General features: G+C 69.0%; 21 protein-coding genes. 11 read left to right on the top strand and 10 right to left on the bottom strand.

Features of this window, described 5'->3' with window-relative positions; genetic code table 11:
• Positions 1-278: 278 nt before the first annotated feature.
• From AC3A6G_RS11445 to AC3A6G_RS11430, 4 genes are read right to left on the bottom strand one after another with little or no spacing between them, the layout of a single operon-like run.
• A complete protein-coding gene (locus tag AC3A6G_RS11445; RefSeq protein ID WP_487873659.1) occupies positions 279-3392 on the bottom strand; it encodes an efflux RND transporter permease subunit in 3114 nt (1037 codons plus the stop codon).
• Positions 3389-4573, bottom strand: a complete 1185-nt coding sequence (locus tag AC3A6G_RS11440; protein ID WP_487858962.1) for an efflux RND transporter periplasmic adaptor subunit — start codon at positions 4571-4573, stop codon at positions 3389-3391. Before AC3A6G_RS11440 ends, AC3A6G_RS11445 begins: the two co-directional genes overlap by 4 nt.
• Complete coding sequence (locus AC3A6G_RS11435) at positions 4570-6081, bottom strand: efflux transporter outer membrane subunit (RefSeq protein ID WP_487873658.1); 1512 nt, start codon at positions 6079-6081, stop codon at positions 4570-4572. Before AC3A6G_RS11435 ends, AC3A6G_RS11440 begins: the two co-directional genes overlap by 4 nt.
• Positions 6078-6788 carry a CerR family C-terminal domain-containing protein gene (locus AC3A6G_RS11430; RefSeq protein ID WP_487858964.1) on the bottom strand — a complete coding sequence of 237 codons (711 nt, stop codon included), beginning with the start codon at positions 6786-6788 and terminating at the stop codon, positions 6078-6080. Before AC3A6G_RS11430 ends, AC3A6G_RS11435 begins: the two co-directional genes overlap by 4 nt.
• A gap of 81 nt (positions 6789-6869) precedes the next feature.
• Here AC3A6G_RS11430 and AC3A6G_RS11425 point away from each other — a divergent pair, with 81 nt between their 5' ends.
• The 8 genes from AC3A6G_RS11425 (at position 6870) to AC3A6G_RS11390 (ending at position 14914) form a co-directional block, all read left to right on the top strand.
• Positions 6870-8396 (top strand): sigma-54 interaction domain-containing protein, encoded by a 1527-nt coding sequence (locus tag AC3A6G_RS11425; RefSeq protein WP_487873657.1) that lies wholly within the window; start codon positions 6870-6872, stop codon positions 8394-8396.
• A gap of 182 nt (positions 8397-8578) precedes the next feature.
• Positions 8579-9769: a substrate-binding domain-containing protein gene (locus AC3A6G_RS11420; protein ID WP_487873656.1), complete on the top strand. Its 1191-nt coding sequence runs from the start codon at positions 8579-8581 to the stop codon at positions 9767-9769.
• 3 nt (positions 9770-9772) lie between these two features.
• On the top strand, positions 9773-10540 hold the full coding sequence (locus AC3A6G_RS11415) for an ABC transporter ATP-binding protein (protein ID WP_487858967.1): 768 nt from the start codon (positions 9773-9775) through the stop codon (positions 10538-10540).
• A gap of 136 nt (positions 10541-10676) precedes the next feature.
• Positions 10677-11405, top strand: coding sequence for an ABC transporter ATP-binding protein (locus tag AC3A6G_RS11410; RefSeq protein WP_487873655.1), 729 nt, complete (start codon positions 10677-10679; stop codon positions 11403-11405).
• Positions 11402-12382 (top strand): branched-chain amino acid ABC transporter permease, encoded by a 981-nt coding sequence (locus AC3A6G_RS11405; protein ID WP_487873654.1) that lies wholly within the window; start codon positions 11402-11404, stop codon positions 12380-12382. Before AC3A6G_RS11410 ends, AC3A6G_RS11405 begins: the two co-directional genes overlap by 4 nt.
• A 31-nt stretch (positions 12383-12413) precedes the next feature.
• A complete protein-coding gene (locus tag AC3A6G_RS11400; protein WP_487858970.1) occupies positions 12414-13481 on the top strand; it encodes a branched-chain amino acid ABC transporter permease in 1068 nt (355 codons plus the stop codon).
• Complete coding sequence (locus tag AC3A6G_RS11395) at positions 13481-14353, top strand: alpha/beta fold hydrolase (protein ID WP_487859345.1); 873 nt, start codon at positions 13481-13483, stop codon at positions 14351-14353. The genes AC3A6G_RS11400 and AC3A6G_RS11395 overlap by 1 nt, the downstream gene beginning before the upstream one ends.
• A 54-nt stretch (positions 14354-14407) precedes the next feature.
• On the top strand, positions 14408-14914 hold the full coding sequence (locus tag AC3A6G_RS11390) for a DUF1993 domain-containing protein (protein WP_487873653.1): 507 nt from the start codon (positions 14408-14410) through the stop codon (positions 14912-14914).
• Here the strand turns inward: AC3A6G_RS11390 and hemH are convergent.
• The gene (gene hemH, locus AC3A6G_RS11385) at positions 14896-15945 is read right to left on the bottom strand and encodes a ferrochelatase (protein WP_487873652.1); all 1050 of its coding nucleotides are present in this window, start codon (positions 15943-15945) and stop codon (positions 14896-14898) included. The genes AC3A6G_RS11390 and hemH overlap by 19 nt on opposite strands.
• A 15-nt stretch (positions 15946-15960) precedes the next feature.
• On the opposite strand from hemH, the gene AC3A6G_RS11380 reads away from it, so the two are divergent.
• Entirely contained in the window at positions 15961-16692 is a 732-nt protein-coding gene (locus AC3A6G_RS11380) for an HAD family hydrolase (protein WP_487873651.1), read from the top strand.
• Here AC3A6G_RS11380 and AC3A6G_RS11375 read toward each other — a convergent pair.
• From AC3A6G_RS11375 to hpnC, 5 genes are read right to left on the bottom strand one after another with little or no spacing between them, the layout of a single operon-like run.
• Positions 16689-16994 (bottom strand): NIPSNAP family protein, encoded by a 306-nt coding sequence (locus tag AC3A6G_RS11375; protein ID WP_487873650.1) that lies wholly within the window; start codon positions 16992-16994, stop codon positions 16689-16691. The genes AC3A6G_RS11380 and AC3A6G_RS11375 overlap by 4 nt on opposite strands.
• 29 nt (positions 16995-17023) lie before the next feature.
• The gene (locus AC3A6G_RS11370; RefSeq protein ID WP_487873649.1) at positions 17024-17326 is read right to left on the bottom strand and encodes a hypothetical protein; all 303 of its coding nucleotides are present in this window, start codon (positions 17324-17326) and stop codon (positions 17024-17026) included.
• Positions 17327-17330: 4 nt separating this feature from the next.
• Complete coding sequence (gene hpnE, locus AC3A6G_RS11365; RefSeq protein WP_487873648.1) at positions 17331-18590, bottom strand: hydroxysqualene dehydroxylase HpnE; 1260 nt, start codon at positions 18588-18590, stop codon at positions 17331-17333.
• Positions 18591-18597: 7 nt separating this feature from the next.
• On the bottom strand, positions 18598-19437 hold the full coding sequence (gene hpnD, locus AC3A6G_RS11360) for a presqualene diphosphate synthase HpnD (RefSeq protein ID WP_487858977.1): 840 nt from the start codon (positions 19435-19437) through the stop codon (positions 18598-18600).
• Complete coding sequence (gene hpnC, locus AC3A6G_RS11355) at positions 19434-20375, bottom strand: squalene synthase HpnC (RefSeq protein WP_487873647.1); 942 nt, start codon at positions 20373-20375, stop codon at positions 19434-19436. The genes hpnD and hpnC overlap by 4 nt, the downstream gene beginning before the upstream one ends.
• A 109-nt stretch (positions 20376-20484) precedes the next feature.
• Between hpnC and AC3A6G_RS11350 the strand changes: the two genes are divergently transcribed.
• A complete protein-coding gene (locus tag AC3A6G_RS11350) occupies positions 20485-21681 on the top strand; it encodes an efflux RND transporter periplasmic adaptor subunit (RefSeq protein WP_487873646.1) in 1197 nt (398 codons plus the stop codon).
• Complete coding sequence (locus AC3A6G_RS11345; RefSeq protein WP_487873645.1) at positions 21678-24839, top strand: efflux RND transporter permease subunit; 3162 nt, start codon at positions 21678-21680, stop codon at positions 24837-24839. The genes AC3A6G_RS11350 and AC3A6G_RS11345 overlap by 4 nt, the downstream gene beginning before the upstream one ends.
• Positions 24840-24907 lie beyond the last annotated feature (68 nt).

The raw sequence follows: 24907 nt of genomic DNA, 5'->3' as shown, positions 1-24907 counted from the left end.
GGGTTTGCGGGGGATTTTTGGGTTGTTCTGGATAAGGGCGGAGGCCGGGTCTCGCCCCGGCGGGCAGCCAAAGACAAGGCGACCCGGTTGTCTTGCTCCCTCTCCCTCCGGGAGAGGGCGGGGGTGAGGGCAACGGCGGTGGATATGGCGCGCTTCTGCCAAGGCCGCCGGCCCTCACCCTGACCCTCTCCCGGAGGGAGAGGGAAAAGGAAGGCCCAGCAGCGAAGGGGTCGCAGACAGCTCGCCCGCCGGGGCGAGACCCGGCCCCGGACAACAAATCAGGACGAAGCCGGCCGATCCACCAGATCCTCATCGCCATGCGGATCCGCCGGCAGGCCACGCAGCTTGCGCACCGTCCGCCGAATCCACTGCTCGATGTCGTCCACATAAGTGAACACAGCCGGCACCACCAGCAGGCTCAGCACCGTCGACGTGATCAACCCGCCGATCACCGCCATCGCCATCGGCGAGCGGAAGCTCGAATCGGCCGCGCTCAGCCCCAGCGCGATCGGCAGCATCCCCGCGCCCATCGCGAGCGTGGTCATGATGATCGGCCGCGCGCGCTTGTGGCAGGCATCGCGCAGCGCGTCCCAGCGGCTCATGCCATGGTCGCGGCGCGCCACGATGGCGTATTCCACCAGCAGGATCGAGTTCTTCGTCGCAATGCCCATGAGCATGATCAGGCCGATCAGCGACGGCATCGACAGCGCCTTCTGCCCGATCAGCAGGCCGACGAAGGCGCCGCCCAGCGCGAGCGGCAGCGCGCACAGGATGGTCACCGGGTGCAGGAAGTCCTTGAACAGCAGCACCAGCACGATGTAGATGCACAGCACGCCGGTGAGCATCGCGAGGCCGAAGCTCGCGAACAGTTCGGTCATCACCTCGGCGTCGCCGATCTCGGTCACGCGCACGCCGGGGGGCAGCTTCTGGATCGAGGGCAGGGAGGTGACGGCGGTCTTCGCATCGCCGAGGCCGACGCCCGAGAGCTCGATCTCGAAGTTGACGTTGCGCGAGCGGTCGTAGCGGTCGATGACCGCCGGGCCGCCCTCCATCGTGAGCGAAGCCACCTGGCTCAGCATGACGGGGCCGTGCGTGCCGGGCACCGTGAGGCGGCCGATCAGGTCCAGGTCCTGGCGCGCCGAGTCCTCGAGCTTGACGACGATCGGCACCTGCCGCTGCGCGAGGTTGAGCTTGGCGAGCGCCTGGTCGTAATCGCCGAGCGTGGCCACGCGCAGGGTCTCGGCGATGGCCGAGCTCGTGACGCCGAGGTCGGCGGCGCGCGCGAAATCGGGGCGCACGGCGATCTCGGGCCGGATCAGGCTCGCGGTCGAGGTGATGTTGCCGAGGCCCGGCACGGTGCGCAGTTCCTTCTCGACCGCACTGGCGGCGGTGGCCAGCGCGGCGGGGTCTTCGCCGGTGAGCGCAAGGATGTACTTCTCGCCCGAGCCGCCGAGGCCCACGGTGCTGCGCACGCCCGGCAGGGTCTGCAGCGCTTCGCGGATCTGGTTTTCGATCACCTGCTTGCGCGGGCGCTCGCCGCGGTCGTCCAGCTTGATCGTGAGCGTGGCCTTGCGCGTCTCTGGCGTGCCGAAGCCTGCGAACGGGTCGCCGCCCGCACTGCCGCCCGCCACCGTGGTGTAGACGCTCTTCACGTGCGGGATCTGCATCACGCGACGGCGCGTTTCCTCGGCCGCGGCCGAGGTCTGCGCCAGCGTCGAGCCGGGTGCAAGCGACAGGTAGACCTGCGTCTGCGAGTTGTCGTCGGGCGGGATGAAGCCGGTCTTCAACAGCGGGATCATCGCGAGCGAGCCGAAGAAGAACAGCGTCGCGAAGACCATGGTCTTGAAGCGGTGGTGCGTGCTCCATTCCACCGCGCGCATGTAGGCCTTGAGCCAGCCCGGCTCCTTCTCCTCGCCGACGATCGGCTTGAGGATGTAGGCCGCCATCATCGGCGTGAGCACGCGCGCGACCACGAGCGACGCGAACACCGCGAGCGATGCGGTCCAGCCGAACTGCTTGAAGAACTTGCCCGCCACCCCGCTCATGAAGGCCGTGGGCAGGAACACCGCGATGAGCGTGAAGGTGGTGGCGATCACCGCGAGGCCGATCTCGTCGGCCGCCTCCATGGCCGCCTCGTAAGGCGACTTGCCCATGCGCAGGTGTCGCACGATGTTCTCCACCTCGACGATCGCATCGTCCACCAATATGCCCACCACCAGCGAGAGCGCGAGCAGCGAGATCACGTTGACCGAGAAGCCCAGCAGGTGCATGCCGATGAAGGCCGGGATCACCGACATCGGCAGTGCCACGGCAGACACGAAGGTGGCGCGCCAGTCGCGCAGGAACAGCCACACCACCACCACCGCGAGGATCGCGCCCTCGTACAGCAGGTGCAGCGAGCCGTCGTACTCTTCCTCGACCGGGTCGACGAAGTTGAAGGCTTCGGTCAGCTCGAGGTCGGGGCGCTGCGCGCGCATTTCGGCCAACGCCTGCTGGACCGCGCGGCCGACCTCGACCTCGCTCGCCCCGCGGCTGCGGGCCACTTCGAAGCCGACCACCGGCTTGCCGTTGAGCAACGCTGCCGCGCGCGGCTCGGCGATGGTGTCGCTGATGCGCGCCACCTGGTCGAGCCGGACGCGGCGGCCGTCCGACAGCGCGATCTGCATGTCGGCGAGCTGGTCGGCCGAGTCCACCGTGGCCAAGGTGCGCACCGGTTGCTCGCTTCCGCCCAGGTCGATGCGCCCGCCCGCGCTTTCGGTCTGCACCTGCCGCAGCTGGCGCGAGATGTCGGCCGCCGTCGCGCCGAGCGCCTGGAGCTTGGCGGGATCGAGGTCGACGTGCACCTGCCGCGTGACGCCGCCCACGCGGTTGACCGCGCCCACGCCGGGCTGCGCAAGCAGCTTCTTGGTGATGTCGTTGTCGACGAACCAGCTCAGTGCCTCGAGGTCCATGCGCGACGAGGCGATGGTGAAGGCCAGCACCGGCTGGGCCGCGAAGTCGAGCTTGGTGACGACCGGGTCGCGCACGTCGGCCGGCAGGTCGGAGCGCACCTTCTGCACCGCCGAGCGCACGTCGTCCACTGCTTCCTGCACCGGCTTCTCGAGGCGAAATTCGATGATCAGCGTGACGGCGCCGTCCTGCACCTTGGTGGTGATGTGCTTCAGGCCCTGGATGGTGGCGATGGAATTCTCGAGCTTGCGCGCGACGTCGTTCTCGAGCTGCGAAGGCGCCGCACCGGGCAGCGCCGCCGACACCGTGACGGTCGGCAGGTCGATGTCCGGAAAGTTCTGCACCTTCATCGCATTGAACGACAGCAGCCCACCGAAGGTGAGCAGCACGAACAGCATCACCGCCGGAATCGGGTTGCGGATGGACCATGCGGAAACGTTCATGGGCGTGCCTTGGTGGTGTTGGCCGGGGCAGAGGCCGCGGCCGAGGGCGGCGCCGCGGCGTCGACGACGCGCACGAGGTCGCCGTCGTTCAGGAAGCCGGCGCCCTGCACCACGACCTGGGCCCCTTCGGGCAGCGCGTTCGTGATCTCCACGCGCTCGCCGACGCGCCGGCCGGTCTGCACCTTGAGTTGCCTCACGCGGTTGTCGGGCTGAAGGACGAACAGGTTGTTGAAGCCGTCGCGCGGCACGATGGCGGACTGCGGCACGGTTGGTGCGGTGCTGCGCCCGAGCTCGAATTCGCCGCGGGCGAACATGCCGGCCTTGATGCCGGTGTTCTGCTGCACGTTCGGCAGATCGACGTAGACCAGCGCCGCGCGGGTCTGCGGATCGACCGTGGGCGCGATGCTGCGCACCTTGCCGCGCACCTGGGCGCCGCTCGCACCGACCACGAACACCGGCATGCCCACGGCGATGCGGCTCAGCTCGGCCGAGGTGACCTCGGCACGCCATTCGAGCCGGCCCTGGCGGATCAGCCGGAACAGTTCGGTGCCGGCGGCCACCACGCTGCCCACGGTGGCGGAGCGCGACGAGATCACGCCGTCGTCGGGCGCCAGCACCTGCGTATTGCGGCCACGCACCTGCTGCGCCTTGAGCACGGCCTCGGCGGCCTCGACGCGCGCACTGGCGGTCTGGGCGCTGGTCTGGTATTGGTTGATCTGCTGTTGGCTCAGCGCGCCGGTGGCCTGCAGCGTGCGGGCGCGGGCGGCATTGCCGGCGGCATCGGCGGCCGTGGCCTTCGCCTCGGCCAGCGAGGCACGCGCCTGCGCGATGTCGGCCTGCACCGTCTCGGGCGAGAAGACCGCAAGCACCTGGCCCTTCTTGACCAGGTCACCCACGTTCACGCGCACCTCGGCCAGCCGCAGGCCGTTCGATTCGGAGCCGACCAGCGCCTCCTGCCAGGCGGCCACGTTGCCGTTGGCCGAGAGCGTGAGCGCGAGTTCGGTGGGCTCGGGCTTGGTGACGGTGACCGTCAGCGTCGGCCGGGCCGCCGGCGCCACGGCGCCATCCTCGGCCTTGCCGGCTTCGTCGGCCGGTTTGCGCGTGAGCCACACGGCCGCGGCAACGAGGATCAGGAGCGCCAGCAGTGCGATGGCGAGGGTGGAACGCTTGATTCTTTTCATGGCGACGTCGCGACCTTGCCGGCCGGGTTGGAAGTCAGTGATGAAGGTGCCTCGGGGCGGCGCCAGCCGCCGCCCATCGAGCGGTAGAGCGACACCCAGGCTTCGGTGCGCTCGCGTTGCAGCGACACGCGCGCCGTCTGGGCGGCAAACAGCGTGCGGCGCGAATCCTCGAGTTCGAACAGGCTCGCCAGGCCGCTCTGGTAGCGCGCCTGCGTGGCATTGAACGAGGCCTGGTAGTTCTGTACCGCGGCATCGGCATCGGTCGCGCGGGCGTCGGTGCTGTCGAGGTTGACGAGCGCCTCCTCGACCTCGCGCACGGCCTGCCGCACATTGGCGCGGTAGAGCGCCACGGCTTCGGTGTAGCGCGCCTTCGCGGCATCGGCGTTGGCCCGGCGCGTGCCGCCGTCGAACAGCGGCACGGTAAGCGCCACCGGCCCGATGGTCCAGGTGTCGAGCGATTCGCGGAATCCGCTGGTGCGGATCTGCAGGCGCCCGATCGACCCCGTGAGCGACAGCCGCGGATAGCGCGCGGCCTCGGCCGAGCCCACGTCGGCGCTCGCGGCGGCCACGCCGAGTTCGGCGGCATAGACGTCGGGGCGCTGCGACAGCGCCTCGGCCGGCACGCTCGCGACGCTGCCCACGGCCGGCAGCGGACGCTGCGACGGTGCGGCGACGAGCTTCTGCGCTAGCGTGGGCTCGTCGATCCCGCTGAGCGCAACCAGCGCCTTGCGCTGCACTGCGCACAGTGCACGCTGCTGCGTGAGCCGGCCCGATGCGTCGGAGGCGCTGGCACGCGCCAGCGCGGCATCGGCCGGTGCGGTGAAGCCCGCGCGCGCCGACAGGTCGGTGAGCCGTGCCGTCTCGCCGCGCGATTGGGCGTCGGATTCGGCCACGCGCAGCTGCTGCTGGCACGCACGCTCGGCGAAATAGGCGTTGGCGGTTTCGGCGGCCACGGCCACGCGCGCTTCGTGCCATTTGGCATCGGCGCTTTCCTGGCGCCGCTGGGCGGCGTCGCGGTCGGCGCGCAGCCGGCCGAACAGGTCGATCTCCCATTGCGACTGGAGGCCCGCCTGCAGCGTGGTGAGCGGTGCCATGGCCGCGGCACCGGCCCCGGAAGCGCCCGCCGCGCTGCCCGATGCGGCGCCCGCGCCGCCGGAGCCGAGCGACGAGCCCGAGACGCCGCGGCTCGCCGACAGCGAACCATCGAGGTTGGGAAGTAGCGCCGCGCCGGCCGCCACGCGCGTCGAGCGCGCCTCGGCCACGCGCGCCGCCGCGCTCGCCACGTTCGGGCTCGCGGCCTCGGCCGCTGCGATGAGTTCGTCGAGCAGCGGGTCGTCGAGCTGGCGCCACCACTCGGCCAGCGATGCGAGCGAGCCGCCGTGCGGCAGCGGCGCATGCCATTGCGCCGGCAGCGGCGCCTCGACCGCGGCGGGCGGGCGCGCGAAGCCGCATCCCGCCAGCAACAGCGGCAGGCTGAGGGCTGCGGCAATCAATCGAAATCGTCTCATGTCTTCTTTCTCCCGGATCGAACGGTGGTGGCGCGCTCGCGGCGTGCGGCTTCGGCATCGACGAGCGCGATCGCGTAGCCCGTGAGGCGCTCGGCCCACGTGTCGACGCTGCGCGGCGTGTTGAGCAGCGACGGGCGGATCGCGTCGACCAGGTCCTGGCTCACGAACAACTGCATCGCCAGGCCGGTGATCGCGAAGGTGAGGCGGTGCACGTCGTCGTCGGGCCGCGCAAGGCCGAGATGGCGGCACAGCACGCCCGCGATCGCCTGGTGCGGCGCCTTGATGTCGCGCTCCATTTCCTTGGCCCACTGGCTCGTGGGCTCGAGCATTTCGCGCAGGTGCAGCTGGATGCACTGGCGCACGATCTCGCCCTGCTTGAGCGGCTCGATCATGCGCGTGAAGAAAATGCGCAGTGCCTCGTCGATCGGCAGGCCGGGCTCCGCATACAGCGACACGAAGTCGCCGGCGTTGCCGCCCATCGGTTCGCCGAAGGTGGCGGCGTAGAGGCCGGCTTTGTCGCCGAAGTAGTAGCTGATGGCCGAGATGTTGACGCCCGCCGAGCGTGCGATCTCGCGCGTGGAGGTCTTGGCATAGCCCTTGGCCGCGAACAGCGCGAGGGCGGCGTAGAGCAGGCGTTGCCGTGCGTCGACGCCGTCGCTGCGCGGCGCGCGTGCGGAGGAAATGACCTGAAGGGCGGTGGCGCTCATACGCCGAATTAAACCACGAAGAAAATCAAACGTTTGATTTACTTAAGGAATGTAGAGCGCTTTGTCGCTACCATGCCGCCCATGTCCGCCGCTCCGCCCGTTGCCGCACCTCCCGCCTTGCCGCTCGATGCCGAGGGCATTCTCGCGCTGGCCGCGCGCTCGATGTTTCATCTGTTTTCGAGCATCAGCCAGGGCATGTTCCTGGTCGACCGGAGCGGGCGCATCGTCTGGGTCAATGAAGGCTATCGGCGCTTCCTGCCCGCGCTGGGCTTTTCGTCGATCGACCAGTTCCTTGGCCACATGGTCGAGGACGTGATTCCCAACACGCAGATGCGGCGCGTGCTCGAGACCGGCGAGCCGATCCTCGTGGACCTGCTCACCAACAAGGCGGGCACCTTCGTTGTGAGCCGCATCCCGCTGCGCGAAGAAAACGGGGGCGGCGCGGGTGAGGTCATCGGTGCCATCGGCATCGTGCTGTTCGACCAGCCCGAAACCACGCTGCAGCCGCTCATCAGCAAGTTCGCGTTGCTGCAGCGCGACCTCGACGACGCGCGGCGCGAGCTCGCGAGCCAACGCAACAACCCGCTCTACCAACACGCGGCCGACGGGCAGCGGCGCTCCAAGCACACCTTCGCCAGCTTCATCGGCAGCAGCCCGGCCGCGGTCGAGGTCAAGCGCCATGCGCGCCGCGCGGCGCAGTCGGCGAGCCCGGTGCTGCTGCTGGGCGAGACCGGCACCGGCAAGGAACTGCTCGCGCATGCGGTTCATGCGGCGTCGTCGCGCGCCAAGGGTCCCTTCGTCAGCCTCAACATCGCGGCCGTGCCCGACACGCTGCTCGAAGCCGAGTTCTTCGGCGTGGCGCCCGGCGCCTTCACCGGTGCGGACAAGCGCGGCCGGGAGGGCAAGTTCAAGCTCGCCGACGGCGGCAGCCTGTTCCTCGACGAGATCGGCGACATGCCGCTCGGCCTGCAGGCCAAGCTGCTGCGCGCGCTGCAGGAGGGCGAGATCGAGCCGCTGGGTTCGAACAAGCTCGTGCCCTTCGACGCGCGCGTGATCGCCGCCACCTCGCGCGACCTGCCTGAACTCGTGCGGCGCGGGCAGTTCCGCGAAGACTTGTACTACCGCCTCAACGTGCTGCCGCTGCGCGTGCCACCGCTGCGCGAGCGGCGCAGCGACATTCCCGCGCTGGTCGAGGCGCTTGGCGAAGACATGGCGCTGCGCAGCGGCGAGGCGCCGCCCGAGCTCACGCCCGAGGCGCTCGCGCTGCTCGCGGGCCAGCACTGGCGCGGCAACATCCGCGAGCTGCGCAACGTGCTCGAGCAGGTGACGATGCGCAGCGACTCGCAGCGCATCGATGCCGCGCAGCTCGAACGCATCCTGCGCGAGGCGGGGCTGGAGCAGATCGCATCGCCGGCCACGCTGCAGAGCGCGCACCACGTCGACGAACAGGCGGCGCTGCTGAGGCCGCTGGCGCAGCAGGTGGCCGAACTCGAACGCAAGGCGATCGCGGCCGCGTTGGCGTCGACCGGGGGCAACAAGCTCGCTACCTCGCGGCTGCTCGGCATTTCGCGCGCGACCTTGTACGAGCGCATGACGAACCCGCCCTGAAGCGGGCGCGATCCTCCGCAAAAACCCTGACTGGTGCGCAGACAACTGTCTGAATATCAGGCATGTCAAGTGTCTTGAAATCAGTCGAATCTGCCTCTTCGCGCTGGGGCGACATTGCAGATCAACGACTTAGCGGTTGGCACGAACTGTGCAATATTCAGTCACCTTTCAAGGAGACAAGAATGAACCGCCGCCACCACCTCATCGCCCTGGCCACCCTGGCCGCCTGCACCGCCGCCGCGCCCTCGTGGGCCCAGTCCAACGAGATCCGCATCGCCCACATCTACAGCAAGACCGGGCCGCTGGAGGCCTACGGCAAGCAGACCCAGACCGGTTTCATGATGGGCCTGGACTACGCCACCGGCGGCACCATGGCGGTCAACGGCAAGAAGCTCGTGGTGCTCGAGAAGGACGACCAGGGCAAGCCCGACCTCGGCAAGTCGCTGCTGGCGGCCGCCTATGCGGACGACAAGGCCGCGCTGGCCGTGGGGCCGACCGCCTCGGGCGTGGCGCTCGCGATGCTGCCCGTGGCCGAGGAATACAAGAAGATCCTGATCGTCGAGCCCGCGGTGGCCGATTCGATCACCGGCGACAAGTGGAACAAGTACATCTTCCGCACCGGCCGCAATTCGAGCCAGGACGCGATCTCCAACGCCGTGGCCGTGGACAAGGCCGGTGTCACCGTCGCCACGCTCGCGCAGGACAACGCCTTCGGCCGCGACGGCGTGAAGGCGTTCGGCGCCGCGCTCAAGAAGGCGAAGCTGGTGCACGAGGAGTACCTGCCGCCCGCGACCACCGACTTCACGGCCGGCGCGCAGCGCCTGATCGACAAGCTCAAGGACCAGCCGGGCCGCAAGATCATTTGGATCGTCTGGGCCGGTGCGGGCAACCCGTTCAAGATCGTCGACCTCGACCTGAAGCGCTACAACATCGAGATCGCCACCGGCGGCAACATCCTGCCGGCGATGGCGGCCTACAAGAACCTGCCGGGCATGGAAGGCGCGGCGTACTACTACTTCGGCATTCCGAAGAACCCGGTCAACGAGGCGCTGGTGTCGGCCCATTACAAGGAATTCAAGGCGCCGCCCGACTTCTTCACGGCCGGCGGCTTCTCGGCCGCGATGGCGGTGGTCACGGCGCTCAAGAAGACCGGCGGCGACACCGGCACCAACAAGCTCATCAACGCCATGGAAGGCATGAGCTTCGATACGCCCAAGGGCAAGATGACCTTCCGCAAGGAAGACCACCAGGCAATGCAGTCGATGTACCACTTCAAGATCAAGGCCGATCCGGCGTTCGCCTGGGGCGTGCCCGAGCTGGTGCGCGAGATCAAGCCTGAAGAGATGGAAATCCCGATCAAGAACAAGCGCTGAGCGATGCTCGAGACGCGCGACCTGACCATCCGCTTCGGCGGGCACGTGGCCGTGAACGGCGTGAGCTGCAGCTTTGCGCCCGGCACGCTGACGGCCATCGTCGGCCCGAACGGCGCGGGCAAGACCACGTACTTCAACCTGATCTCGGGCCAGCTCAAGGCGAGCGCGGGCACGGTGTCGCTCGACGGCCAGGCCCTCGCAGGCCTGTCGCCGTCGGCGCGCACGCGCGCCGGGCTGGGGCGCGCGTTCCAGCTCACCAACCTGTTTCCGAACCTCACGGTGCGCGAGAACGTGCGCCTCGCGGTGCAGGCCACGCGCGACGGCGCGCACCGGCGCGGCCTGAATCTCTGGAGCATCTGGAGCGACCACCGCGCGCTGACCGACCGCGCCGAGCAGATCCTGGCCGACGTGGCGCTGGCGCCGCGCGCGCAGGACACGGTGGCGAGCCTGCCCCACGGCGACCAGCGCAAGCTCGAGGTGGCGCTCCTGATCGCGCTCGAACCCAAGGTGTTCATGTTCGACGAGCCCACGGCCGGCATGAACGCCGCCGAGGCGCCGGTCATCCTCGACCTGATCCGCAAGCTCAAGCAGGATCGGACCAAGACCATTCTGCTGGTCGAGCACAAGATGGACGTGGTGCGCGAACTGGCCGACCGGATCATCGTGCTGCACAACGGCACGCTGGTGGCCGATGGCGAACCGGCCGAGGTGATCGCTTCGCCGATCGTGCAGGAGGCGTACCTCGGCGTCGCGAAGGCGGTTGCCGCATGAAGACTTCCATGTTTTTCTCCCTCCCCCTCTGGGGGAGGGCAGGGGTGGGGGCAGGCGGCCTTCACACCGCCGCGGCCTTTCAAGCGCCGCATGCCCCCATCCCAACCTTCCCTCGGAAGGGGAAGGCGCAAGACCGATGACCACCGAAAATCTTCTCAGCCTCGAAGGCGTGCACACGCACATCGGGGCGTACCACATCCTGCACGGCGTCGACCTTGCCGTGCCGCGCGGGCAGCTCACGATGCTGCTGGGCCGCAACGGCGCGGGCAAGACCACCACGCTGCGGACCATCATGGGCCTGTGGCAGGCGTCGGAGGGCAGGGTGCGCTTCGGTGAGCGCGACATCGGCGCGATGCGCACGCCGCAGATCGCCGAGCTCGGCATTGCCTACGTGCCCGAGACCATGGGCATCTTCTCCGACCTTACGGTGAAGGAGAACATGCTGCTCGCCGCACGCAGCGCGAAGAACGCGCAGCAGATGGACGACACGCGGCTGCAGTGGATCTTCAAGCTCTTTCCCGCGGTGGAAAAGTTCTGGAACCATCCGGCCGGCAAGCTCTCGGGCGGGCAGAAGCAGATGCTCGCGGTGGCACGCGCCATCGTCGAGCCGCGCGAGCTGCTGATCGTCGACGAACCGAGCAAGGGCCTGGCGCCGGCCATCATCAACAACATGATCGATGCCTTCGGCGAGCTCAAGCGAAGCGGCGTCACGATCCTGCTGGTGGAACAGAACATCCACTTTGCGCAGCGCCTGGGCGACACCGTCGCGGTGATGGACAACGGCCGCGTGGTGCACAGCGGCGCGATGGCCGACTTCTCCGCCGATGCCCAGCTGCAGCAATCTCTCCTGGGCCTTGCGCTATGAAACTCGAACTCGACTGGAAGCCGCTGCTTCTCGCACCCATGCTGGCGCTGGTGGCGCTGCCGCTCACGGGCTCGTTCTCGACCTGGCTCACGCTCACGGTGGCGGGCCTCGCGATGGGCATGATCATCTTCATCATCGCCTCGGGCCTCACGCTGGTGTTCGGGCTGATGGACGTGCTCAACTTCGGCCATGGCGTGTTCATCGCGCTCGGTGCCTTCGTGGCGAGCAGCGTGCTCGGCCTGATGGGCGACTGGACCGGCTCGCAGGAACTCTGGCGCAACCTCGTGGCGGTGTTTCCGGCCATGCTCGTGGCCATGGCGGCCGCTGGCGTGGTGGGACTGGCGTTCGAGCGCTTCATCGTTCGCCCCGTGTACGGCCAGCACCTCAAGCAGATCCTCATCACGATGGGCGGCATGATCATCGGCGAGGAGCTCATCAAGGTGATCTGGGGCCCGGCGCAGGTGCCGCTGCCGCTGCCCGAGGCGCTGCGCGGCTCGCTCTTTGTGGGCGAAGCGGCCATCAGCAAGTACCGGCTGCTCGCGGTGGCGGTGGGCGTGGTGGTGTTCGGCGTGTTGGCTTGGACGCTCGGCCGCACCAAGATCGGCCTCCTGATCCGCGCCGGCGTGCAGGACCGCGAGATGGTCGAGTCGCTCGGCTACCGGATCGGTCGGCTCTTCGTGGGCGTGTTCGTCGCGGGCAGCGCGCTCGCGGGGCTCGGCGGCGTGATGTGGGGGTTGTTCCAGCAGAACCTCGTGCCGCAGATGGGTGCGCAGGTCAACGTGCTGATCTTCATCGTGATCATCATCGGCGGGCTCGGCTCGACCGGCGGCGCGCTGCTCGGCGCCTTGCTCGTCGGGCTCATGACCAACTACGTCGGTTTCCTGCTGCCGACGCTGACGCAGTTCGCGAGCATCTTCCTGATGGTGGCGGTGCTGCTGTGGCGTCCGCAGGGCGTGTACCCGGTGGTGAACCGTTGAGAAAAAAAAGAAGAACAACAACGAGACCGACATGTTCCTGAAACGACTCCTTTCCAACGACATGCCCCGAAGCCGCCTGCTGGCGCTGCTGCTGGTGGCGTTGTTCGTCGCGCTGGCGTTCGCGCCGTTCATCTTCCCGGGCGTGAAGGCGCTCAGCGTCGCGGCCAAGATTCTGGTGTTCGTGGTGCTGGTGGCGAGCTTCGACCTGCTGCTGGGCTACACCGGCATCGTGAGCTTCGCGCACACCATGTTCTTCGGCATCGGCGCCTACGGCATCGCGATCTCGGCCTCGCGGCTCGGGTCGACCTGGGGCGCGATGCTCACGGGCATCGGCGCGGCGCTCGCGGTGTCGCTGGTGCTCTCGCTGGCGATCGGTCTGTTCTCGCTGCGGGTGCGCGCGATCTTCTTCGCGATGATCACGCTCGCCGTGGCCTCGGCCTTCCAGACGCTGGCGTCGCAGCTCTCCGAGTTCACGGGCGGCGAGGACGGGCTCACGTTCAGGCTGCCCGAGCTGCTCTCGCCGAGCTTCGAGTTCGCGGAAGAACCTTTCCTCGGCGTTTCGCTCGACGGCCGGCTGCTGTGTTACTACCTGCTGTTCGTCGCCGCCGTGGTGCTGGTGCTCGCGCTGCTGCGCATCGTCAACTCGCCGTTCGGCCGCGTGCTGCAGGCGATCCGCGAGAACGAGTTCCGCGCCGAGGCCATCGGCTACCGCGTGGTGGTGTACCGCACCACGGCCGCGGTGCTGTCGGCGCTCTTCGCCACGCTCGCGGGCGCGATGCTCGCGATCTGGCTGCGCTACAACGGGCCCGACACCTCGCTGAGCTTCGAGATCATGATCGACGTGCTGCTGATCGTGGTGATCGGCGGCATGGGCACCATGTATGGCGCGGCGATCGGCGCGGTGCTGTTCGTGGTGGCGCAAAGCTACCTGCAGGACCTGCTGCGCATCGGCAGCGAGGCCGCGAGCGGTCTACCGTGGCTGGCCGCGCTGCTGTCGCCCGACCGCTGGCTGCTGTGGCTCGGCGTGCTGTTCGTGCTGTCGGTGTACTACTTTCCGACCGGCATCGTCGGCAAGCTCCGGGCGAGGGCTGCGCGATGATGAATGCACGGTCGCACTATGCGCAGCTCGCGGGCCTCGAGGTGCACTGGCTCGAATGGGGCGAGGTCGATGCGCCCGCGGTCATCGCCTGGCACGGCCTCGCGCGCACCTGCCGCGACATGGACGAACTGGCGCAGCACTTTGCAGCGCGCGGCTTCCGCGTGATCTGCCCCGACACGATCGGCCGCGGCCTGAGCCAGTGGAGCACTCGGCCCGACGAGGAATACAAGCTCTCGTTCTATGCCCGCATCGCCCATGCGCTGTGCGACGCGCTGGGCCTGGAACGTGTGCACTGGGTAGGCACTTCGATGGGCGGCGCGATCGGCACGGTCTGCGCGTCGGGCCTGTTCGATCCGCGCATGAAGGCGCGCATCGCGAGCCTCACGCTCAACGACAACGCGCCCGAGCTCGCGCAAGCGGCGATCGAGCGCATCCGCGCCTATGCGGGCCAGCCGCCGGCGTTCGATACCGTGGCCGAGCTCGAGGCCTTCTTCCGCACTGTCTACAAGCCGTACGGCTGGCTCAGCGATGCGCAGTGGCGCCGACTGACCGAGAGCTCCACGCGCCGCCTGCCCGATGGCCGCGTGACGCCGCACTACGACCCGGCAATGGTCCGCCAGTTCAGCGCCGAGGCCGACGACTACCTGATCTGGCCGCACTACGACGCGATCGACGTGCCGGTGCTGTGCCTGCGCGGCGCCGAGTCGGACCTGGTGCTGCCCGAGGTGACCGAGCGCATGCAGCGTCGCGGTCCCGGTGCGCTGGGGCTGTTGAAGGTGGTTGAAATAAAGGGGTGCGGCCACGCGCCCGCGCTCAACGTGCCCGAACAACTGGGGCTCGTCGAAGGGTTTATCCGCGCCGCGACCCGTTGAGTCTGTGCCGGCCGGAGAATCGCCGCCGATCACAACCCACGAGGACTGCACACCATGGCGCTTTCGATGTACGACCTGTCCGTTCCGGTTTTTTCGCGCGGGCTCGGCCAGCTCACCCACCTGCTCGACAAGGGCCTGGGCCACGCCCGGGCCCACGACATCGACCCGCAAACGCTCGTCGATGCCCGGCTCGCGCCCGACATGCTCACGCTCGCGGGCCAGGTGCAGCGCGCGAGCGATGCCTCGAAGCTCGGCGTGGCGCGCATCGCCGGCATCACGGCGCCGAGCTTTGCCGACGAGGAGACAACGTACGACGAACTGCTGGCACGCATCGCGAAGACGCAGGAGTTTCTGGCCACCGTGGACCGCGCGCTGATCGACGGTCACGAGGACCGGCCCGTGACCATCAAGACGCGTGAGGGCGAGGCGCATTTCACGGCCGAGCGCTACCTGCTGCAGTTCGCGCTGCCCAACTTCTTCTTCCACCTGACCACGGCCTACGGCGTGCTGCGCCATCAGGGCATGCCGATCGGCAAGATGGACTATCTCGGCAGGTTCTGACCCTCGGCCGCGGACCGTGTGGGCCAGCCTGCAAGGTTGCGCTCGGCGATGCCCGCGAGCGCTTCGATCCACGCGGGGCTGTCGTTGAGGCAGGGGATGTAGCTGAACGATTCGCCGCCCGCATGCAGGAAGGCCTCGCGACCCTCCATGGCGATTTCTTCGAGTGTTTCGAGGCAGTCGGCTGGAAAGCCGGGGCACACCACGTCGACGCGCTTCACGCCGCTGGCGCCGAGTTCGCGCAGCGTCGGCTCGGTGTAGGGCTCGAGCCATTTGGCGCGGCCGAAGCGCGACTGGAAGGTCACGCGGTAGCGTCCCTCCGGAAGGCCGAGCCGCGCGGCCAGCAGGCGCGCGGTCGCCAGGCAGTGCGACTGGTAGGGATCGCCGAGCGCGATGTTGCGCGCCGGGATGCCGTGGAAGCTCATGAGCAGCACCTCGCCGCGGCCCTCGGCCAGCCAGTGCTCCTCGATGCCGAGCGCGAGCGCCTCGATGTAGGCGGGGTCGTCGTGGTACGCATTGACGAAGCGGAACTCGGGAATGCGGCGCTGCCTGCGGCTCCAGTCGGCCACGGCATCGAGCACGCTCGCGGTGGTGGTGGCCGAATACTGCGGATAGGCCTGCAGCACCAGCACGCGCGCCACGCCTGCGGCCTGCAGCGCATCGAGCCTCGACGCGATCGACGGGCTCGCATAGCGCATGGCGTCGTGCACGGCCACGTGGTGGCCCTGGTCGCCGAGCCGCCCCGCGAGCAGCGCGGCCTGCCTGTGCGTCCACACCTTCAGCGGCGAGCCTTCGGGCATCCAGATGCTCGCGTACTTGGCGGCCGATTTGGCGGGCCGCACGCGCAGGATGATGCCGTGCAGGATCGGCGCCCACAGCAGCCGCGGAATCTCGACCACGCGCGGGTCGCCGAGAAACTCCGCCAGGTAGGGCCGCACGGCGGCCGCGGTGGGGGCATCGGGCGAGCCCAGGTTGCACCAGAGCACGGCGGTGCGCGAAGGGATGGAGGCGGGGTTCCCAGGGTCTTGAGGCATGCGATATTCTCGGGCATGACCACCGCCTCCAAGGCGCTCGCGAGCGTCGAACCCCTCGACCTCCAGCGCATTTCCGCCATCTCGCTCGATCTCGACGACACCCTCTGGCCGATCTGGCCGACCATCGAGCGCGCCGAGGCGGTGCTGCATGAATGGTTGCTGCGCGAGGCGCCCAAGACGGCCTCGCTGCTGCTGACGCCGGGCGTGCTGCGCGAACTGCGCGAAGCCACCGCCAAGGAGCGCTCGGACCTCGCGCACGACCTCAGCGCGCTGCGGCGCGAATCGATCCGCGCCGCGCTGAGGCAGGCCGGCGAAGACCCGGCGCTGGCCGATCCGGCTTTCGATGCCTTCTTTGCCGAACGCCAGCGCGTGACGCTTTACGACGATGCGCTGCCGGCGCTGCGGTGGCTCAGCGAGCGCTATCCGCTGGTGGCGATCTCGAATGGCAATGCCGACATCCACCAGACCGGCGTGGGCCGCTGGTTCCGCACCGCGTTCAACGCCCGCGCCTTTGGCAGCGGCAAGCCGCATGCGCCGATCTTCCATGCCGCGGCGGCCTCGGTGGGGCTGCTGCCGAAGGACGTGCTGCACGTGGGGGACGATGCCGAACTCGACGTGGTGGGCGCGCTCAACGCCGGCATGCAGGCGGCGTGGCTGGTGCGCGACGAGCGCCCCTGGGTGCATGGCGCCCGGCCGCAGCTGATCGTGCCGAACCTGCACGCGCTCTGCGTGGCGCTCGGCGCCTAACTGAAGACCGGCCTGAAGAAGCTGCGCTCGTAGCTCAGGAAGCAGCGCGTCTCCTCGGCGTACCGGAAGGCGGCCTGGCATTCGGCGTCCTGCATCGAATCGGCGCGGTACTGCTCGTACCGGGCCAGGCTCGGAAAGCTGAACATCGCGAGCGCCACGTTGTTCGCGCCTTCCGATGGCAGGAAGTAGCCATGGTGGCGGCCGCCGAATTTCTCGACCAGCGGGATCCACAGCTTGCCGTAGTACTCGAATTCCTTGAGCTTGTAGGGATCGACGATGTAGCGCAGGTAGCAGGTGACCATGGTGGTTTGCGTGGTGGAGAGAGGTGGGGTCAGTCGAGGCTGAAGTGCGCGCGCAGCGCGTCGCAGAACGCTTGCGTACCGCCGAGGGAGAAGGTCACCGTGTCGAGCCCGGGTGCTTCGCGGGTCTGCTGCAGGTCGAAATCCCAGGCTGCGCCGTCGTCCAGTGCGCCGCGCGCATCGGGAAACGTTTCATCCGCCCAGGCCAGCACCTGCGCCACCTCGGCGAGCACTTCGGCGTTCTTGTCGGGCGCTGTGGTGGCCATGGCGTCGAAGGTGCCGTGGCCTTCGGTGTCTTCGCTGTAGTCGAAATCGAGGTAGCGCAGTGGCGTCATGGGTTCACAGCTTTTCAAGTGCCTTGGCGGCGGCCAGCCCGCTGCGGACTGCGCCTTCGAGCGTAGCAGGGTAGGGGCCTTCGGTGTAGTCGCCGCAGGCCTGCAGGCCCGGTGCGATGCGCATCGGCGGCCGCGCGAGCGCGGGGGTGCAGGCGAAGGTGGCGCGCTTCTCGACCACGGTCTGCACGATTGAAAGCCCCGGCTGGCCGAGCTGCACGGCCGCCTGCGCGAGCACCTGCGGCTCGAGCACGTCGCGCGATGCTTCGTTGGCGCTCACGACGAAGGCCAGCACGCCGGCGGGTCCGCCGAGCTGGCCGCGGTCGAACACGAACTGCGCGGGCGCCGTGGCCGGATCGCTGCGCAGCGCGAGCATCGGCGCCGCGAGCGGCGAAGCGTCGCGCACATAGACCGTCGCGATGGCCTCGAAGCGCAGGCCTTCGGTGGTGTCGCACCAGCGCGCGGCCGGTTCGCCGCTGGCGCGCACGAGCCGCGCGGCGTCCCAGGGCGCGCAGGCGAGCACGACCTCGTCGAAGGCGTCGTCGTCGACCCGCCATGCGCCGGCCTCGCGGGCGATGGTGCGCACGCGCGCGCCGATGCGCAGCATGGCGCCATGCGCGGCGAGCCAGCCGAGCGCCGCATCGGGAAAGAGCGCGCCGAGATCGACGCGCGGCAGCAGCAGGTCGGCACCGCCGCGGCCGCTGAAGAGTGCGTCATGCAGCACGCGCAGGAACACCTCGCCGCTCGACTGGTCGACGGGGGTGTTGAGCGCGGACACGCACAGCGGCGCGATCAACTCTTCCATCACGCGCGGCGTGAGGCCGCTGCAGAGAGCGGCGGCCGTCGTGGCCGGGGCGCAGCGAAATCCGCCGAGGCGCCAGCGCAGCGCGGTGCGCAGCAGCGTCGATTTGTCCTGCGCGGTCCAGCCGCGCGCCGTGAAGATGCCCGCCAGCAGGTCCAGCGGCGGCGGCAGTCTTGGCAGCGCCAGTCCGCCGCCGTCGGCGAAGCGCAGTGACAGCGGCGTGCGCAGGAGCGCGCGCCCGGGGTCCACGTCCACGTCGCGCATCAGCGCGAGCGTGGCGGTGTAGGCGCCGATCAGGATGTGCTGCCCGTTGTCGAGCGCCATGCCATCGAGGCGCTCGACGCGCCGCGCGCGCCCGCCCGGCATGGCCGCGGCTTCGAACAGCGTGACCGCGTGGCCCGCGCGCGTGGCCTCGATCGCGCAGGCCAGGCCGGCCCAGCCCGCGCCGACGACGGCGATCCTCATGAGGGCGTCACACCCGGCCCAGCGCCTGGACCTTCCACGCGAGCCAGAACTTGCGCACGGGCGTGAGGCTCACGCGCTGGTGCAGCACCTGGAAGTCGTCGCGCTCGATCTCGCGCAGCAGCGTGCGGTAGATGCTCGCCATCATGAGCCCGGGCTTCTGTGCGCGGCGGTCGGCCACGGGCAGCAGCGCGAGCGCCTCGTCGTACGCCGCGTGCGCGCGTTCGGCCTGGAACTTCATCAGCGCCACGAAGCGTTCGGAATGCACGCGGTTCAGGATCTCGTGCGCCTTGACGTCGAACTTCTGCAGCTCGTTGACCGGCAGGTAGATGCGCCCGCGCATCGCGTCCTCACCGACGTCGCGGATGATGTTGGTGAGTTGCAGCGCGAGGCCCAGCTTGTGCGCATAGGCAGTGGTGCCGGGATCGCTCTGGCCGAATATGCGCGCGGCGACTTCGCCCACCACACCGGCCACGAGATGGCAGTAGCGCGCGAGGCCCGGAAAGTCGAGGTAGCGGGTCTGGTCGAGGTCCATCTGGCAGCCGTCGATCACCTCGTTGAGCCGGGCTGCCTCGATGCCGTAGGCGGCGGCATGCGGCATCAGCGCCTGCATCACCGGATGGCGCGGCGTGCCCGCGAACGACTGCGCCACCTCGGTGCGCCACCAGGCCAGCTTGGTGGCGGCCACGCCGGGATCGCTGACCTCGTCGACCACGTCGTCGATCTCGCGGCAGAAGGCATAGAAGGCCGTGATCGCGGCACGGCGCGGCTTGGGAAGAAAGAGGAAGGCGTAATAGAAACTGCTGCCCGAGGCGGCGGCCTTGTCCTGGACGTACTGCTCGGGGTTCATCGGTGGGGCGCTTTCATGGCCGGCCATTGTCTCCGCATCCGGAGCGCACGCCATGCCAGCACGGGGGCATCGGACTTGCCGATCGTCGGGCGCTGCGAGAAGGTGTCGAAGCCCAGGTCCTCGATCTTGTCGAGGATGCGCAGCCCGCCCTGCACCACGAAACGCAGTTCCCAGCCCGCGCGTCCCGGCAGTCGGTGCACCAGCGGGGCGCCCTGCAGCATCAGCTCGCGTGCCCAGGCGCATTCGACGGCGACCAGGTTGATCGCCTCCTGCGGCGGCGGCGCATCGGCCAGCGGCAGGAAGACCTTGAACTGCTCTGGTGCGAGGCCGCGCCGTGCGCAGTCGCCGCGCGGGAAATAGAAGCGGCCGCGCGGCAGGTCGACGCTCGGGTCCTGCCAGAAGTTGATGAGTTGCAGCGCGCTGCAGATCGCGTCGCTCTGCGCGAGCGAGGCCGCGTCGTGCACGCCGTACAGATGCAGCAGCAGCCGGCCGATGGGGTTCGCCGAGCGGCGGCAGTAGTCGAGCAGCTCGGCGCGGTCGGCGTAGCTGCCGCCGTCGCGGGTCTTCTCGATGTCCTGCATGAAGGCGCTCAGCAGGTCGCCGAGCAGCGCCTCGGGCAGGCCGAATGTCGCGACGCTGTGGGCCAGGGGGCCGAACACCTCGGGCCAGCGCGAAGCGGCACGCGGGCTCGCGGGCTGCGCGGCGGCGATGGCGAGTTCCTCGCGGTAGGCGCGCAGGTCGGCCAGCCGTTCCGCGGGCGAGGCGTCGCCTTCGTCGGCGATGTCGTCGGCGGTGCGCGCGAAGTGGTAGATCGCGGCGATCGGCGCGCGCAGATGCGGCGGACACAGCCACGAAGCCACCGGGAAATTCTCGTAGTGGTCGGGCGGGGGGGCGAGGGCGGAAGGATCGGGCACGCGGCGATTGTCCGCGAGCCGCATGGCGGTTCTCGGGTACCCCTTCGTGGCGATTGACAGTGCCGGACGATTCCCCTAGATTACTAACCGGTGGGTCAGTAATGGCCCGGTTCGACCTTCTTCTGGGTGTCTCATGACCGCCTCCTCCGGCCTTCCTCCTCTTGTGCGCAGTGCCGCCTGGCTGCTGCTTCCCGCGTTGATCCTGGCCGGCTGCTCGCGGCCGGAGCCCGCCGAGGAGCCCGTGCGGGCGGTGAAGGTGGTGACCGTCGGTGCCAGCGACTTCGAGACGCAGCCGGAGTATTCGGGCGAGGTGCGCGCCCGCGTCGAATCGCGCCTCGGCTTCCGCGTGGCGGGCAAGATCACGCGGCGCCAGGCCGAGCTCGGTCAGCACGTGCAGGCGGGCCAGGCACTGGCCCAGCTCGATCCGCAGGACTACCGGCTCGCGGCCGACGGGGCCCGTGCGCAACTGGCAGCGGCGCAGACGAACCGCGATCTCGCCGCGGCCGATCTCAAGCGCTACCGTGAATTGCGCGCGCAGAACTTCATCAGCGGTGCCGAGCTCGAGCGCCGCGAATCGACCTGGAAGTCCGCGCAGGCGCAGTTCGAGCAGGCGCAGGCCCAGCTCGCATCGCAAGGCAACCAGGCCAGCTACACCACGCTGGTGGCCGACGTGGCCGGCGTGGTGACGGCCATCGAGGCCGAGCCCGGGCAGGTGGTACAGGCCGGCACGCCCGTGGTGCGCATCGCGCAGGACGGCGCGCGCGACGTGGTGTTCGCGGTACCCGAAGACCGCGCCGGGCTGATCAAGCCGGGCTCGCCGGTGACGGTGCGCGGCTGGTCGGGCGGCAGCGAGCTCGCGGGCGAGGTGCGCGAGGTGGCGGCCAGTGCCGACGCGGTCACGCGCACGTACGCGGTCAAGGTGGCGATCGACGCGGCCGCGTCGCCGCCGCTCGGCGCCACGGTCTATGCGCGTCCGCAGGCGCTGGCGCGCACGGGCACGCCGGTCATCAAGCTGCCGACCAGCGCGCTGCGCCAGGAGGGCAAGGGCAGTGCGGTGTGGGTGCTCGACCGGCAGACCATGACCGTGCGCTCGCAGCCGGTGCAGGTGGCCACGGCCGACGGCAACGAGGCCGTGATCGGCGGCGGGCTGACGCCGGGCATGACGGTGGTGGCCGCGGGCGTGCATGTGCTCTCGCCCGGGCAGAAGGTCACGATCTACCAGTCGAAGGAAGAGGCTGCCGCGGTCGCCAACGCCAACGCGACGGCGCCACAGCCGCCGGTGCCTGTCGCGGCGACGAAGAAGGAAGCCGCAGCGGGTGTCGCCAAATGACGCAGCCCGCGGCCACCCCCGACGCCCACAAGCCCGCCGGCTTCAATCTTTCGAAATGGGCGCTCGACCATGCGCCGCTCACGCGCTACCTGATGGTGGTGCTGATGGTGCTGGGCGCCTTTGCGTACTTCCAGCTCGGCCAGGACGAGGACCCGCCGTTCACCTTCCGCGCCATGGTGGTGCGCACCTACTGGCCTGGCGCAACGGCGCAGCAGGTGGCCGAGCAGGTGACCGACAAGCTCGAGCGCACGCTGCAGGAGGCGCCGTACGCCGACAAGATCCGCAGCTACTCGAAGCCGGGCGAGTCGCAGATCATCTTCCAGATCAAGGATTCGTCGGAGGCCTCCGAGGTCGCGAACGTCTGGTACACGGTGCGCAAGAAGATCGGCGACATGCGCGCGACGCTGCCGCCGGGCGTGCAGGGGCCGTTCTTCAATGACGAATTCGGCGACGTCTATGGCGTGATCTACGCGCTCGAGAGCGAAGGCTTCAGCTACGCCGAACTCAAGACCATGGCCGACGACGTGCGCCAGCAACTGCTGCGCGTGCCGGACGTGGCCAAGGTCGAGCAGTTCGGCGTGCAGGACGAGAAGGTCTACATCGAGGTCTCGCAGAAGCGGCTGGCGCAGCTCGGGCTCGACTTCAACGTGGTGCTGCAGCAGCTCGGCTCGCAGAATGCGGTCGAGAGCGCGGGCGCGATCCAGTCGCCGCTCGACGTGGTGCAGGTGCGCGTGGGCGGGCAATTCACCAGCGTCGAGCAGTTGCGCGAGATGCCGATCCGCGGGAGCTCGGGCAACCAGCTGCGGCTCGGCGACATCGCCGAGATTCGCCGCGGCTACGTCGATCCGCCGGCTGTCAAGGTGCGCCACCAGGGCAAGGAAGTCATCGCGCTCGGCGTCTCGATGGCCAAGGGCGGCGACATCATCGCGCTCGGCGACGCGCTGCGCGCCACCGCCGTGCAGATCGACCGGCAACTGCCGGCCGGCGTCAAGCTCGCGCAGGTCCAGGACCAGCCGGTGGCGGTGGCCAACTCGGTCAACGAATTCGTCGGCGTGCTGATCGAGGCCGTGGCCATCGTGCTTGCGGTGAGCATCATCGCGCTCGGCCTGCACAAGGGCGGGCGCTTCGGCTGGTACATCGACATGCGCCCGGGGCTGGTGGTGGCGATCACGATCCCGCTCGTGCTGGCCGTGACCTTCCTGGCCATGGACTACTTCGGCATCGGGCTGCACAAGATATCGCTGGGCTCGCTGATCATCGCGCTCGGGCTCCTGGTGGACGATGCGATCATCGCGGTCGAGATGATGGTGCGGAAGATGGAGGAGGGCTACGACAAGGTGCGCGCCGCGACTTTCGCCTACGACATCACCGCCAAGCCGATGCTGACCGGCACGCTGATCACAGCCGCGGGCTTTCTGCCGATCGGCCTGGCGAAGTCGGTGACGGGCGAATACACCTTCGCGATCTTCGCGGTGACGGTGATCGCGCTTGTGCTCTCGTGGATCGTCTCGGTGTACTTCGTGCCGTACCTGGGCACGCTGCTGCTCAAGGTGAAGCCGCACGATCCGAATGCGCCACCCCACGAGTTGTTCGACACGCCGTTCTACAACCGCTTCCGGCGCGCCGTGGACTGGTGCGTGCAGCACCGCTGGCTGACCATCGGCGCGACGGTGCTGATCTTCGCGCTCGGCATCGTGGGCATGGGCCGGGTGCAGCAGCAGTTCTTCCCCGATTCGAGCCGTCCCGAGATCCTGGTCGACATCTGGTTTCCCGAAGGCACTTCGTTCGCCGCCAACGAGGAGGTCGCCAAGCGCGTCGAACAGCGCATGATGAAGGAAGAGGGCGTGAAGACGGTCAGCACCTGGGTCGGGTCGGGCGTGCCGCGCTTCTACCTGCCGCTGGACCAGGTCTTTCCGCAGAGCAACGTGTCGCAGTTCATCGTGCTGGCCAGCGACCTGAAGGTGCGCGAGCGCCTGCGCATGTCGCTGCCGACGATGCTGGCGCAGGAGTTTCCCGAGGTGCGTGGGCGCGTCAAGCTGCTGCCCAACGGCCCGCCGGTGGCGTACCCGGTGCAGTTCCGCGTGATCGGCAACGACCCCGCCGAGCTGCGTGCGCGCGCCGACGAGGTCAAGACCGTGTTGCAGGCGAATGCCAACATGCGCGGCGTGAACGACAACTGGAACGAATCGGTCAAGGTGATCCGCCTCGAGATCGACCAGGCCAAGGCGCGTGCACTCGGGGTGACCAGCCAGGCCATCGCCCAGGCGTCGCGGGTCATGTTCTCGGGCACCACGGTGGGCCAGTACCGCGAGAACGACCTGCTGATCGACATCGTGCTGCGCCAGGCGGCCGACGAGCGCCAAGCGATCTCGGATATAGGCAATGCCTACCTGCCCACGTCCTCGGGGCGTTCGATCCCGCTCACGCAGATCGCGCGGCCGGTGTTCACCTGGGAGCCCGGCGTGATGTGGCGCGAGAACCGCAACTACGCGATCACCGTGCAGGGCGACGTGGTCGAGGGCCTGCAGGGCGCCACCGTGACCGAGCAGCTGCTGCCCGAGCTGCGCCGCATCGAGGCCGGCTGGCATGCCGCCGGACTCGGTAGCTACCGCATCGAGGTGGCGGGCGCGGTCGAGGAAAGCAGCAAGGGCTCGGACTCGATCGTGGTGGGCGTGCCGATCATGCTGTTTCTGGTGTTCACGCTGCTGATGCTGCAGCTGCACAGCTTCAGCCGTTCGCTGCTGGTGTTCATCACCGGCCCGATGGGCATCGCGGGCGTGGCCGGTGCGCTGCTGCTGCTGAACCGTCCGTTCGGTTTCGTGGCGCTGCTGGGCGTGATCGCGCTGATGGGCATGATCCAGCGCAACGCGGTGATCCTGATCGACCAGATCGAGCATGACCGCGCGGCCGGCGTGCCGGCGTGGAACGCGATCGTCGAATCGGCCGTGCGGCGCCTGCGGCCGATCGTGCTGACCGCGGCGGCGGCGGTGCTGGCGATGATCCCGCTCTCGCGCAGCGTGTTCTGGGGCCCGATGGCGGTGGCGATCATGGGCGGCCTGATCGTGGGCACCGTATTGACCCTGCTGGCGCTGCCGGCAATGTACGCCGCCGCATTCCGCGTCAAGCGGGCGCCAGAACAGGGTCCGATTAGCGTTTAAAATGCGCGGTTGACCGATTTCAGGCGGACGGTCTTTGGGTCTCGGCATGCCGGGGCACCAGGGCCGTC

This window comes from Variovorax sp. Soil_C_26 (genome assembly GCF_057657075.1).
The sequence above is the reverse complement of the archived record's forward strand: the minus strand, read 5'-3'. Positions and strand labels throughout refer to the sequence as shown.

Excerpts from the sequence above, each read along its gene's own strand:
- AC3A6G_RS11435 (WP_487873658.1), bottom strand. The coding sequence starts at position 6,081 with ATGAGACGATTTCGATTGATTGCCGCAGCCCTCAGCCTGCCGCTGTTG.
- AC3A6G_RS11445 (WP_487873659.1), bottom strand. The coding sequence starts at position 3,392 with ATGAACGTTTCCGCATGGTCCATCCGCAACCCGATTCCGGCGGTGATG.
- AC3A6G_RS11390 (WP_487873653.1), top strand. The coding sequence starts at position 14,408 with ATGGCGCTTTCGATGTACGACCTGTCCGTTCCGGTTTTTTCGCGCGGG.
- hpnD (WP_487858977.1), bottom strand. The coding sequence starts at position 19,437 with ATGAACCCCGAGCAGTACGTCCAGGACAAGGCCGCCGCCTCGGGCAGC.
- hpnE (WP_487873648.1), bottom strand. The coding sequence starts at position 18,590 with ATGAGGATCGCCGTCGTCGGCGCGGGCTGGGCCGGCCTGGCCTGCGCG.
- AC3A6G_RS11420 (WP_487873656.1), top strand. The coding sequence starts at position 8,579 with ATGAACCGCCGCCACCACCTCATCGCCCTGGCCACCCTGGCCGCCTGC.
- AC3A6G_RS11440 (WP_487858962.1), bottom strand. The coding sequence starts at position 4,573 with ATGAAAAGAATCAAGCGTTCCACCCTCGCCATCGCACTGCTGGCGCTC.
- AC3A6G_RS11395 (WP_487859345.1), top strand. The coding sequence starts at position 13,481 with ATGAATGCACGGTCGCACTATGCGCAGCTCGCGGGCCTCGAGGTGCAC.
- AC3A6G_RS11430 (WP_487858964.1), bottom strand. The coding sequence starts at position 6,788 with ATGAGCGCCACCGCCCTTCAGGTCATTTCCTCCGCACGCGCGCCGCGC.
- AC3A6G_RS11370 (WP_487873649.1), bottom strand. The coding sequence starts at position 17,326 with ATGACGCCACTGCGCTACCTCGATTTCGACTACAGCGAAGACACCGAA.
- AC3A6G_RS11410 (WP_487873655.1), top strand. The coding sequence starts at position 10,677 with ATGACCACCGAAAATCTTCTCAGCCTCGAAGGCGTGCACACGCACATC.
- hpnC (WP_487873647.1), bottom strand. The coding sequence starts at position 20,375 with ATGCGGCTCGCGGACAATCGCCGCGTGCCCGATCCTTCCGCCCTCGCC.
- hemH (WP_487873652.1), bottom strand. The coding sequence starts at position 15,945 with ATGCCTCAAGACCCTGGGAACCCCGCCTCCATCCCTTCGCGCACCGCC.
- AC3A6G_RS11345 (WP_487873645.1), top strand. The coding sequence starts at position 21,678 with ATGACGCAGCCCGCGGCCACCCCCGACGCCCACAAGCCCGCCGGCTTC.
- AC3A6G_RS11350 (WP_487873646.1), top strand. The coding sequence starts at position 20,485 with ATGACCGCCTCCTCCGGCCTTCCTCCTCTTGTGCGCAGTGCCGCCTGG.
- AC3A6G_RS11400 (WP_487858970.1), top strand. The coding sequence starts at position 12,414 with ATGTTCCTGAAACGACTCCTTTCCAACGACATGCCCCGAAGCCGCCTG.
- AC3A6G_RS11380 (WP_487873651.1), top strand. The coding sequence starts at position 15,961 with ATGACCACCGCCTCCAAGGCGCTCGCGAGCGTCGAACCCCTCGACCTC.
- AC3A6G_RS11425 (WP_487873657.1), top strand. The coding sequence starts at position 6,870 with ATGTCCGCCGCTCCGCCCGTTGCCGCACCTCCCGCCTTGCCGCTCGAT.
- AC3A6G_RS11415 (WP_487858967.1), top strand. The coding sequence starts at position 9,773 with ATGCTCGAGACGCGCGACCTGACCATCCGCTTCGGCGGGCACGTGGCC.
- AC3A6G_RS11405 (WP_487873654.1), top strand. The coding sequence starts at position 11,402 with ATGAAACTCGAACTCGACTGGAAGCCGCTGCTTCTCGCACCCATGCTG.
- AC3A6G_RS11375 (WP_487873650.1), bottom strand. The coding sequence starts at position 16,994 with ATGGTCACCTGCTACCTGCGCTACATCGTCGATCCCTACAAGCTCAAG.